At 70.2% G+C, this 11239-nt stretch carries 12 protein-coding genes and 2 riboswitches; of the genes, 9 read left to right on the top strand and 3 right to left on the bottom strand.

Going from position 1 to position 11239, the window contains the following annotated elements:
* Complete coding sequence (locus BJ998_RS00875; RefSeq protein WP_184857562.1) at positions 1–618, bottom strand: TetR/AcrR family transcriptional regulator; 618 nt, start codon at positions 616–618, stop codon at positions 1–3.
* A gap of 100 nt (positions 619–718) precedes the next feature.
* Here BJ998_RS00875 and BJ998_RS00870 point away from each other — a divergent pair, with 100 nt between their 5' ends.
* Together BJ998_RS00870 and BJ998_RS00865 are read left to right on the top strand one after the other, a co-directional pair.
* Positions 719–1327, top strand: a complete 609-nt coding sequence (locus tag BJ998_RS00870; RefSeq protein ID WP_184857560.1) for a DsbA family oxidoreductase — start codon at positions 719–721, stop codon at positions 1325–1327.
* Entirely contained in the window at positions 1327–1842 is a 516-nt protein-coding gene (locus BJ998_RS00865; protein ID WP_184857558.1) for a cupin domain-containing protein, read from the top strand. The genes BJ998_RS00870 and BJ998_RS00865 overlap by 1 nt, the downstream gene beginning before the upstream one ends.
* Before the next feature lie 6 nt (positions 1843–1848).
* On the opposite strand, the gene BJ998_RS48945 is transcribed toward BJ998_RS00865, so the two are convergent.
* On the bottom strand, positions 1849–2847 hold the full coding sequence (locus BJ998_RS48945; protein ID WP_184857556.1) for a methyltransferase domain-containing protein: 999 nt from the start codon (positions 2845–2847) through the stop codon (positions 1849–1851).
* A 125-nt stretch (positions 2848–2972) separates the two neighbouring features.
* Here BJ998_RS48945 and BJ998_RS00855 point away from each other — a divergent pair, with 125 nt between their 5' ends.
* Positions 2973–3728, top strand: a complete 756-nt coding sequence (locus tag BJ998_RS00855; RefSeq protein ID WP_184857554.1) for a S1 family peptidase — start codon at positions 2973–2975, stop codon at positions 3726–3728.
* Between the two features lie 24 nt (positions 3729–3752).
* On the opposite strand, the gene BJ998_RS46960 is transcribed toward BJ998_RS00855, so the two are convergent.
* Positions 3753–6323, bottom strand: a complete 2571-nt coding sequence (locus BJ998_RS46960; RefSeq protein ID WP_184857552.1) for a discoidin domain-containing protein — start codon at positions 6321–6323, stop codon at positions 3753–3755.
* Between the two features lie 387 nt (positions 6324–6710).
* Between BJ998_RS46960 and gcvH the strand changes: the two genes are divergently transcribed.
* From gcvH to BJ998_RS00820, 6 genes are all read left to right on the top strand, one after another.
* Positions 6711–7094 carry a glycine cleavage system protein GcvH gene (gene gcvH, locus BJ998_RS00845; protein WP_184857550.1) on the top strand — a complete coding sequence of 128 codons (384 nt, stop codon included), beginning with the start codon at positions 6711–6713 and terminating at the stop codon, positions 7092–7094.
* 113 nt (positions 7095–7207) lie between these two features.
* A complete protein-coding gene (gene garA / locus BJ998_RS00840; RefSeq protein WP_184857548.1) occupies positions 7208–7672 on the top strand; it encodes a glycogen accumulation regulator GarA in 465 nt (154 codons plus the stop codon).
* Positions 7669–8376 carry a transcriptional regulator FtsR gene (ftsR, locus tag BJ998_RS00835; RefSeq protein ID WP_184857546.1) on the top strand — a complete coding sequence of 236 codons (708 nt, stop codon included), beginning with the start codon at positions 7669–7671 and terminating at the stop codon, positions 8374–8376. Before garA ends, ftsR begins: the two co-directional genes overlap by 4 nt.
* A gap of 123 nt (positions 8377–8499) precedes the next feature.
* Positions 8500–8973 (top strand): bifunctional nuclease family protein, encoded by a 474-nt coding sequence (locus BJ998_RS00830; protein WP_043715722.1) that lies wholly within the window; start codon positions 8500–8502, stop codon positions 8971–8973.
* Positions 8974–9238: 265 nt separating this feature from the next.
* Positions 9239–9949, top strand: coding sequence for a peptidylprolyl isomerase (locus tag BJ998_RS00825; protein WP_184857544.1), 711 nt, complete (start codon positions 9239–9241; stop codon positions 9947–9949).
* Between the two features lie 264 nt (positions 9950–10213).
* Positions 10214–10780 (top strand): MerR family transcriptional regulator, encoded by a 567-nt coding sequence (locus BJ998_RS00820; RefSeq protein WP_184857542.1) that lies wholly within the window; start codon positions 10214–10216, stop codon positions 10778–10780.
* Between the two features lie 209 nt (positions 10781–10989).
* Positions 10990–11083, top strand: a riboswitch (glycine riboswitch).
* A riboswitch (glycine riboswitch) is annotated at positions 11084–11210 on the top strand.
* Positions 11211–11239: the final 29 nt, after the last annotated feature.

Here is an 11239-nt window from a genome sequence, read left to right as displayed (position 1 = left end):
TCACCCCTGGTCGGCGGCGATCGCCGGCCACAGCACGGCCACCACGCGGTCGGGAAGGTCCTTGGTCGGCTCGCCGCGGTAGAAGGCGGCGAAGTAGCTGCCGAAACACATGATCGCGATGGTGTGCGGGTCGATGCCGTCGCGGACGGCGCCGCGCTCCTGGAGCTGGGCCAGCACGTCCTCGACCAGCGAGACGCGGGGCTCGACGGCGTGCGTGCGCAGGATGTCGAGCAGCTCGGGGGTGCGGATGGCCTCGCCGGCGAAGTTGCCCATCAGCACCATGGCATCGGGGTTGAAGTAGGTTGGATCGAGCCGCCTCACCGCCTCGACCAGCGCCTCCCGCGGCTCCAGCCCGGCCAGATCGACGGTGTACATGTCGCGCTGCCGGCGGAAGCCGTAGTCGAGCGCGTCCACCACGAGGTCGAACTTGGTGGCCCAGCGGCGGTACAGCGTCGGCCGGGTCACGCCGGCGTCGGCCACGATGTCGCCGATGGTCATCCGCGAGTAGCCGTCCCGCACCAGCCGGTCCCGGGTGGCCAGGATGATGGCCTCGTCGATGGCCGCGTCCCGGGGCCGCCCGCCGACGTTGCGGTCGCTGTCGTCCTGCGCTCGGGGCATGGGCCTACCGTACCGGATAGGTTACAGCTCTTGCTTGTAACTCGGATTCGGTTAGGTTACAGTCGTTACTTGTAACGAAACCTCGACGGGAGGCGGCGCGATGGTCCGGCACTGGTTCGACTTCATGTGCCCGTTCTGCTACATCGCGCAGCACCGCAACGGAATCCTGGAGCGGCACGGGATCGAGGTCGTGCACCTGCCGTTCCAGATCCATCCCGAGATCCCGGAGGGTGGCCTGCGGGCCGGTCCGCGAGTGGGGCCGATGTACGAGAACCTGGAGCGGGAGGCGGCCGCCGCCGGGCTGGCCCTGAACTGGCCGGCGCGGCTGTCCACCACGCGGAGAGCGCTCTCCGTGGCCGAGTGGATCCGGCGCACCGCGCCCGACAAGTCCGGCGACTTCAACCGCCGCATGTTCCACGCCTACTTCGTCGACGGCCAGGACCTCGGCGACCCCGCCGTGATCGAGCGGCACGCCGCCCGGGCCGACATCGATGTCGACGCGCTTCGGGAAGCGCTCTCCGACGGCACCGCCGAGACCTGGCTGGCCGAGGCCGAACTCGCCGGCGCGGAAGCCGGCGTTCGGGCCACGCCCAGCTGGCTCATCGGCGGTCGGCTGATCTCGGGCCTGCTGCCGCCCGCCGAATTCGACCGGCTCGCCGAGAACCTGCACGCCGAGAACCCGCACGCCGAGAACCTGGGGGCCAACTGATGGACATCGCACGCGCGCTCAAGCCCGGCGACGGGGAATCCGTGACGATCCCCGGCTTCGGGGCCACGTTCAAGCTGGAGAGCAAGGACGGCGGCAGCGTCGCCATCGTCGAGCACCCGTTCGCCGTCGGCACGATCACCGCGCCGCACCGGCACAGCCGCGAGGACGAGCACTCCTTCGTGCTCGAAGGCCAGATCGGCTTCCGCTCCGATGACACCGAGGTCGTGCTCGGCCCCGGCGGCTTCATCACCAAGCCCCGCGGCCAGATGCACGCCATGTGGAACGCCACCGACAAGCCCGGCCGCATCCTCGAGGTCATCGCCCCGGGCGGCTTCGAGAGCTACTTCCGAGAGCTCGGCGAGCTGCTCGTCACCGTGCGGCCCCCGGCCGGGACGGCGCTGCACGAGACGGCCGAGTTCGCCGAGCTGGCTTCCCGCTACGGCCTCACGTACGGCAACCCCGAGTGGCTCGACGACATCGTCGCCCGCTACGGCCTGACCCCGCCGAACCACTGAGTGGCCTCACGCCGGCTTGCGCAGGATCACCATCCGGCCGAAATCGGTGTCGGCGATGCGGTCCAGCGCGAAGCCGGCGGCCTCGGCCTCCTCGGCCAGGTCCTCCGCGGTCGGACCGAACCGCGCACCCAGGCCGCGGCCGATCAGGCGGCGGACGGCGTAGGCGGGCCGGCCCTCCTCGGTCGGCACGGCCTCCAGCTCCTGCAGGAACAACACCCCGCCGGGCTTGAGCGCACGGAGGATCATCGCCAGCACGGCGGGCCGGCTCGCCTCCGGGAAGAACGGCTGCGCCCAGAAGGCGCCGACGAACTCGTCCCGCTCCGGCACGTCACGGGCGTCCATCCGGCGGATCTCGACGCGGTCGGCCACGCCGTGGGCCTCGGCCCGGCGCACGGCCTCGGCGGCGACCGGCGGCACCAGCTCGACCGCCACGGACCGCATCTCCGGGAATGTCGTGGCGAGCGTGAAGGTGGCACAGGCGACGCCGCACCCCACATCCAGCCACCGGCCGGCGCGAACCATCTCCGGCATCTCGGGCACCTGGGCCAGGAGCTGCGCGTACAGCGCCCGGCTGACGTCGGTGGCGTGGCCGCCGACGGCGTTGGCGACCACGAGCGCGTCGTCCTCGGTCAGCGACAGCGGCCCGGGCTCCTCGACCGCGGCACGGACCTGCCGAGCCTCCAACTTGATCTGTGCCAGCTCGTCGCCGAGCGGGATCCAGGCGTCGTCGGCCGTGACGGCCGCGAACGGGTCGGTCAGCCGCGCCTTGCCGTCCTCCTGCTCGACCACGCCGTTCGCTTCCAGCGCCGTCAGCACGTCCTGCACGCGCGCCCCCGGCAGTCCGGCGAAATCGGCCAGTTCGTCCACGGTCCGTGACTGGGCGAGGAACTCCGTCCAGCCCTTCTCGTGCACGGCCGTCAGCAGGCTCAGGAACTGCGCCCCGGCGCGCAGGTCCTCCAGCCGCTGCCGGGCCTGCATGGCCAGTGCCACTCGTTCCTGGGTCACCGCACGCCTTTCGCCGGGGACTGGATGTCCACAATGTACTCACTGAAGCATTCTTCAGGTTGCTTCAGGAACCGTTCAGCCGTTCCTGGGCATGATCGCCGCAGGACCTCGTGAAGGGAAGCGCTATGAGGAAACGATGCCTCACCTTTGCCTTGTTGGTCGGCGCGGCGGCCACGCTGGGATCGACGGCGCCCGCGGCGGCGATCGTCGGCGGCACGGACGCGACCGAGACCTACGGCTTCATGGCGTCCATGCAGAGCAAGAACGGCAACCACCACTGCGGCGCGTCGCTGATCAGCCCGCGATGGCTCGTCACGGCCGGGCACTGCGTGACCGATCCGGACACGCTCGGGGTGGAGAATCCCGCGCAGTGGCAGTTCCGGATCGGCTCCACCGACCGAACACAGGGCGGCGAGCTGGTCGAGGCGGACAGGTTCGTCCGGCATGAGGGCTGGGACACCAACTTGCACAACGACATCGCCCTCGTGCACCTGGCGAAACCGGTCCATGCCACGCCCATCGCGATCGGCGCGGGGCCGCCGACCGGCGCGAAAATCCGCGAAATGGGCTGGGGGAGCACCTGCATGACGCACGGCTGCGACGACCCGGTGACGCTCCAGCAACTCGACACCACCACGGCCGACCCGTCGGCCTGCGGCGCGGGCTTCGATTCGGAGCGCCAGCTGTGCACGGACAACAAGGGCGGCACGGCGAACGCGTGCTACGGCGACTCGGGCGGGCCGGCAGTGGTCGAGGCCGGTGGCCGGTGGCTGCTGGTCGGCGCCACCAGCCACGGCCAGAGCCACCCGTGCGTGGAGAAGGCCGGCATCTACACGAGTGTGCCGTTCTACGCCGACTGGATCGCGGCGCACACCGAGTAGGCCGGTGTGCGCCGCCCGGTCAGATCACGGGTAGTTCGTCACGGTGGACGGGACCGTCGCCGTGCCGACGGTCGGCGGCCCGACGTCGTTGATCACGTGGTTGAACTCGCCGTCACCGGCGAGGGAGACGACGGTCAGGTCGTGCATGCGGACCCCGGCGGTGGTGGGCACCTCGAAGCCGTGGTCCTGGCGGATGGTCTTGTCGGCGGTGTAGTTGCAGTAGCTGCCGAGACCCCACGCCTCGTGGCTGGTCACGGAGTTCTCCACCTTGTACGCCGCGAAGCCCAGGGTGGGGCCGTTCTGGACGGCGGCCTGGTTCGGGGCGTCGTAGGCCTTCTCGTTCTGGAAGAAGATGGTGCGGCCGCCGTTGCCGAACCAGTCGACGTCGTACTTCTTGAAGTGCTCGCTGAACAGGCCGGTGGCCAGGACGTTGTTACCGCGCACGACCAGTCCGTAGTCGGCGGGATTGTCGTTCCAGCCGACGCCGTCGCCGTGGTCGGCCCGCCACAGCCAGGTGTGGTCGACGACGGCGTCGTTGCTGTTGATCTCCATCGCCGTGCCGGCGGCGGCCCGGCCGGCGCCGCCGATGCGCACGTAGACGTCCTGGACCACGGTCGGATCGGAGGTGTGGCTCGCGGTTGAACCCGGGGCGCCGAGCTGGATCATCTGCGGTGACGACACGGGGCCGGCGTCGAGCAGCAGGCCGGCGACACGGACGCCGTCCACGTCGGCCACCTTGAGCGGCACGACGCCGTTGTCCGGCACGACAGTGGCCTCGCCCAGGCCGAGCACGACGGTGTCCGGCCGGGTGACGTTGATCGTCTGGTCGACGTGGTAGATGCCCGGCGTGAACAGCAGGTTCAGGCCCTGCGCCAGGGCCGCGTTGATGGTGGCGGCGGTCGCGCCGGCCTTGACGACGTAGAACCGGCTCAGCGGCAGGGACGTGCCGGGCGTGTGCCCGTTCGCCCAGGACACGCCACGCACGGTGGTCCGCTTGGACGGCACGAACACGGCGTAGTTGCCGGTGCCGTCGAGGTACAGGTACGGCTTCTCAACGGAAACGGGGGTGGTGTCGAGCGTGGTGTAGGTCGGGTTGGGGAAGCCCTGCGCGGGCGCGCCCTGCACGCCGGAGAACACCTGGTTCCACACGCCGTTGCTCCAGCCGCCGATCGAGCTGTCGCGCGTGTAGAACTGCTGCTGCGCGTAGTTGCCGACCTGCCCGGAGATCCGGCTGTCGGCGATGTAGCCGCCGCTGGCCCAGCCGTAGCTGGCCGAGTCCAGGTTCAGCCCGCCCCGCACGTCCATCCGCCGGAACGGGGCCGCCTGCGCGACCGCCCACCGGTCGGTGCCGCTGACCGGGTTGAGCGCCATGTTCTCCGCCGAACGCCAGAAGTTGAGCGTGGCGTTGCCGGCGTTCCAGCCGGCGTCGACGGTGATGTCACCGTTGATCACGACGTCGTCGGGGTCCTGGCCGAGGCCGGAGATGGAGGTGTAGAAGCCGATCTGGGCGTTGATGCCGTTGTAGGTGCCGGGCTTGAGCAGGATCTGGTAGCGGCCGGCGCCGAACTGGGCCGACTCCTGGCGCTGGAAGATCGCGTCCAGCTGGCCCTGGATGTTCGGCGTGGACGGGTCGAGGACCAGCACGTTCGGGCCGAGGTCGCCGCCGCCCTGCTGCGGCGGCGTGGAGCCGCCGCTCGTGTGCACCTGGAACTCGAACAGCGAGTAGCCGTAGCCGGTGGCGCGCTGGGTGCCGGTGAGGCGGAGGTAGCGAGCGGTTCCGTTGACGGCCAGGGTTTCGGTGCCGCCGGCCCCGGTGGTCGTGGAGTAGGCGGTGGTCCAGTTGGCGCCGTCGGTGGAGAGGGCTATCTGATACGCCTTGGCGTACGCGGCTTCCCACTGCAGTACGACCTGGCAGACGGTCGCCGTCGAGCCGAGGTCGACCTGGAGCCACTGCGGGTCCGCGGCCGCGCTCGACCACCGGGTGGTCGCGTCGCCGTCGACGGCCGCGGAGGGCGGCGTGCCGCCGTTCTCCTGGCTGGAGGCCGTCGCCGGACGGCCCTTGGCCGCGTTGTCGGTGCCGCAGCCGGAGCCGGAGCCGCCGGTGTCGCCGTACACCTGGAACTCGAACAGCGAGTAGCCGTAGCCGGTGGCGCGCTGGGTGCCGGTGAGCCGGACGTACCGGGCATTCCCGGCGACGACAAGGGTTTCCGTGCCGCCGGCGCCGGCGGTCGTGGAGTACGCGGTCGTCCAGTTGGCGCCGTCGCTGGAGAGCGCGATCTGGTACGCCTTCGCGTACGCGGCCTCCCACTTCACGACCACCTGGCCGACGGCTTCGACCGAGCCGAGGTCGACCTGGAGCCACTGCGGATCCGAGAACGCGCTGGACCACCGGGTGTTCGGGTCGCCGTCGACGGCCGCCGACGGGGGAGTGCCGGCGTTCTCCTGGCTGGACGCCGTGACGGGTTTGCCCTGGGACAGCAGGGTTGCGGCGGCATGGGCGGGGCCCGCCGACGTCACCAGCGTCAGGCCGACGAGCAAGGACAACAGCAGTGCGGCGACTCGGCCGTGCGGTCCCGACCGCGCTGACACGTGCATGGGGACGCTCCTCGAGAGGGGGAACAGGGAACGAAGCCGGAGCGCCCGGCGGATTCCGAGCTCGGAGAGCGCTCTCCCACAGCATCGTCCACGGCCGTTTCGGTGCTGTCAATGGTGTTCACCCACGTCCGACAACCCGGCATTGCGGACCAAGCGCCCATGCGAACGAGTAGTAGAGAGAGCGCTCTCCGCCGTGAGCTCACGCAGGTCCCGGGTCACTGCTCCGGACGGGCGGTGACGGGAACACTCTCAGTGTTGTTCCTTCGCCTCCGTTTGATCACGATCCAGGTACGGTGGGCACCCTCAGCGGCGGTCCGGCGGCGCCGGGTGACATCCTCGTCGGTGCGGCCGACGCGGCGATGACCAGGAAGAAGGAAGGCTCGTTAGGTGGTTCCACAGGACCTCAGGTACACCCGTGAGCACGAGTGGGTGCAGGTGACCGCGCCGAGCACGGTGCGCATCGGCATCACCGGCTACGCCCAGCAGCAGCTCGGCGACGTGGTGTTCGTCCAACTGCCCGATCTCGGCGCGCAGGTCGCCGCCGGTCAGACGCTGGGCGAGGTGGAGTCCACCAAGAGCGTGTCCGACATCTACGCGCCGCTCGACGGCGAGGTCACCGCTCGCAACGACGAGCTCGACGGCACGCCGGAGCTGATCAACTCCGACCCGTACGGCAAGGGCTGGCTCGTCGAGCTGACGGTCGCGGACCCGGCCGCGGTCGAGCAGTTGCTGACGCCGGCCGACTACACGGAACTCACGGAGCAGGGCTGATGTCGATCTTCCAGAGGCTCTTCGGCTGGTTGGGGAGCCGCCAGGGGCGCGGTCAGTCCAGCACGGTAGGTTTGAGCGGTCCCGAAGGATCCACCAGCAGGAGGCGAGCTCAGGTGAGCACGAACGACGGGCCCGGTGTTCCGCCGGAGCAGTCCCCGGAGCGGACCACTGTCTTCCGGGCCGACTTCCTCACCGACGCCGAGGGCGTCGAGGCCCCAGTCCAGGAGCCGGCGGTCGCCGGTGTCGACGCACTGCCCGCCGGGTCCGCCCTGCTGGTGGTCAAGCGCGGCCCCAACGCCGGTTCGCGCTTCCTGCTCGACCAGGACACCACCAGTGCGGGTCGGCACCCCGACAGCGACATCTTCCTCGACGACGTCACCGTCTCCCGCCGGCACGCCGAGTTCCGGCGCGAGGGCGGCGAGTTCGTGGTGATCGACGTCGGCAGCCTCAACGGCACCTACGTCAACCGCGAGCCGGTCGACCAGGCCGTGCTGGCCAACGGCGACGAGGTGCAGATCGGCAAGTTCCGCCTGGTGTTCCTCACCGGCCCGGGATCCGGGGGCCAGGGGGGCCAGTGACGTCGGCCGGGCGGCCACAGCGCGACGGGCTGAGCATCGGGGCGGTGCTGGCGCAGCTGCGCCCCGAGTTCCCGGACGTGACCATCTCCAAGATCCGGTTCCTCGAGTCGGAGGGGCTGCTGCGTCCGGCGCGCACGCCGTCGGGCTACCGGCAGTTCACGCAGGTGGACGTGGACCGGCTCCGTTACGTGCTGGCCGCCCAGCGCGATCACTACCTGCCGTTGAAGGTGATCAAGGAACAGCTCGACGCGGCATCCGACCCCGACCAGCCGGCTCGCGCCCTGGTCGGGGTCGATCGCTTACCCACGCCAGAGGACTTCGCCGCCGGCCACGAGGTGCGGATGACCCGTGAGGAACTCTTCGCCGAGACCGGCATCGATCAGCGGCTGCTGACCGAGTTGGAGAACTACGGCCTGGTCCGGTCCGGCGCGGCCGGCTTCTACGACCAGGACGCCATGCTGGTCGCCCGCATCGTGGTGGCCATGGGGGAGTTCGGCATCGAGCCCCGCCACCTGCGCACCTTCAAGGTGTCCGCGGACCGCGAGGTGGGGCTGCTGCACCAGATCGTCGGCCCGATGTACCGGCAGCGCGACCCGGACGCGCGGGAGCGGGCGGACGAGATCGTGCGCGAACTGGCGTCGCTCTCGGTTGCGCTCCATACACTTCTGGTCAAGACCGGACTGCGCGGCGTGGCCGGCGGGTGATCTTGACTACGTGCCGCCCGCAAGCGTCGTGCCCGCATGGCGGGTAGCGTCGAGACAGTCCGTGGGGGATCCTCGTAGGTGCGGGGACGCCAAGGTTCAGCCCGCTGAGGGAGGCGATACCCGATGAGCGAGATGCGCGTCGTCGGAGTTCGGGTCGAGCTGCCCGCGAACAGCCCGATCCTGTTGCTGCGCGAGACCGATGGGGACCGCTACCTGCCGATCTGGATCGGGAACGCGGAAGCCACCGCCATCGCCATCGAACAGCAGGGCGTGCGGCCGGCCCGGCCGCTGACCCATGACCTGCTCAAAGAGGTGATCGCCGCCCTCGGCCGGGAGCTGACCCAGGTCCGCATCACCGACCTGCAGGAGGGCACCTACTTCGCCGAGCTCGTGTTCGACGGCGGAATCAAGGTGTCCGCCCGGCCGAGCGACTCGGTCGCGCTCGCCCTGCGTGCGGGCGTGCCCATCCACGCCGAGGAATCCGTGCTGGCCGAGGCCGGCCTCGTCATCCCGGACGAGCAGGAGGACGAGGTGGAGAAGTTCCGCGAGTTCCTGGACTCGGTTTCGCCCGAGGACTTCCGCGGAGCGGAACAGTAACTTTGCGCCGCGTTCCGCGGCGGGCGAGGCCGCTCGTGACCGGTGCCTCGCCCTTGCTGGATTTCGACCGCCGCATCGGCTCGGTGGTGTGTGCTTCGGGTGGCGGCGATCGAAATCCAGCAACCGTGCGAAGCACCGGCGCGGCCTCGCGCTGTTGGCGACATTCCGTTCGGCACCGACTTTCGTAGGCGGCGCGGCCTCGCGGCGGCTTTGCTACCGACTTTCGTAGGCGGCGAGGTCACGGGCCAGCCTCTAGGGTGTGCCGATGATCTCCAGTCGGGTTCTCGCGATCGCCGCTTCCGCCGCCGTCCTGTGCCTGTCCGGGATCGTCACGGCCAGCGCGGCGCCGTCCGTCAACACGCTCGACGTGCCGGCCAAGCCCAAGGCCGCCGCGACCAGGCCCGCCGCCGACAATCCCGCCTGCGTGTACACGAAGGCGGTGCCGGCCGACAGATTCAAGGGGCTGCCCCCGTTCGACCCGGCCAAGGCGGCCAAGCCGTACACCGCCCGCCTGGTCACCGACCAGGGCCTGATCACCTTCCAGGCGCTGACCGACAAGGCGCCGTGCACCACGAACTCGTTCCGCTTCCTCGCGGAGCACAACTACTACGACTTCACGCACTGTCACCGGCTTGTCACCCAGCGGATATACGTGCTGCAGTGCGGCGACCCGACCGGCACCGGCAGCGGCGGCCCGGGCTACTCGTTCCCGGACGAGAACCTGACCGGCGCCACCTACCCGGCCGGCACGGTGGCGATGGCCAACGCCGGCCCGAGCACCAACGGCTCCCAGTTCTTCTTCTGCACCGAGGACACCAAGCTGGCGCCGAACTACACCCCGTTCGGGCGCGTCACCGGCGGCCAGGACGTGCTGCGCAAGATCGCGGCCGGCGGCGAGGACGACCAGAACAACCCGGGCGACGGCTTCCCCAACCTGCCGGTCGACATCCTGCACGTGCAGATCTCTGGCCGATAGCTGTCTCGGGCCGTCAGACACTTTGTGTCAACGCTGTCATCGGTTCAGTGACACGCAGTCGTCACCGTGACGACCGCCTCCACATGACGGTTTCGCCGCCCCGCGCGTCGCGTTGACCCGTCCCATGGGCGGACTTACCGTCAGAGGGGAGTCGGTCGTGACGGTGTGAACCCCCATCGTTGCGACCTTGTGACCGGCGGTTCCCCGGACGGAGGACCGTCGGTTCCGGTCGCCGGTCGTCAGGCCGGTCGAGGGGAGGCTGTCGTGGTGGAGGGTGCGCCCGCGCACGCCGGCGCCGGTGAACAGGGAGCCCTGTTCCCGGACGCGTCGGTGCCCGACGAGCTCGTCGGCTATCGGGGGCCCGCCGCGTGCCAGATCGCCGGCATCACCTACCGGCAGCTGGACTACTGGGCCCGCACCGACCTGGTCGCGCCGACGATCCGCAGCGCGCACGGCTCCGGCAGCCAGCGGCTGTACTCGTTCAAGGACCTGCTGGTGCTCAAGGTGGTGAAACGCCTGCTCGACACGGGCGTCTCGCTGCAGAACATCAGGGTCGCCGTCGACCACCTGCGCCGCCGCGGCGTCGCCGACCTGGCCAAAATCACCCTGTTCAGCGACGGCACCACCGTCTACGAGTGCACCTCACCCGAAGAGGTCGTCGACCTGCTGCAGGGCGGGCAGGGGGTGTTCGGCATCGCGGTCAGCGGGGCCATGCGCGAGATCAGCGGCACCATCCACGAGTTCCAGGCGGAGCGCGCGGACGGCCTGGAGCTGGAGCCGCAGGTCGAGGACGACCTCTCGCAGCGCCGGCGGGCCCGCCGCACCGGCTGACCACGGATGGGCTGGGCCGCCGGCCACGGGATCGGGCCGCTGCTCGGCTGGCCACAGGATCCGGCTGTAGCCTGGCTGGCCGCGGGGATCGGGCCGCCGCATGGCCAGGCCACGAGGATGGGCCGGCCGCCGAACGTGATCGAGGTGACACGCCGCGGTCAACTCTGGGGCTGGTAACCCGGCCGGGGTAAACTCTCGCGTGTAGTCGCACATCCCGTGCGGGAGAGTCCGGACCGGCAGGTTCGGCGCCGAAGGAGCAAATCCTCCCCGGAACCTCTCAGGCACCAGGACCGTACGGGACAGACGCCTCTGGAAAGAGGGCGTGGGGTCACTCGCGTCCCGCCGACGGTGCAAGCCCGCGCTGTGTCGACAGACATTGGGCGGGTGAAGCTCTCAGGTGCCCGTCATGGGCGGGGACAGAGGGGGAGGGCAACGGCCCGCGCCCGTATGCCCACGCCC

The sequence above is a fragment of the Kutzneria kofuensis genome, from assembly GCF_014203355.1.
Lineage (GTDB): Bacteria > Actinomycetota > Actinomycetes > Mycobacteriales > Pseudonocardiaceae > Kutzneria > Kutzneria kofuensis.
The sequence above is the reverse complement of the archived record's forward strand: the minus strand, read 5'-3'. Positions and strand labels throughout refer to the sequence as shown.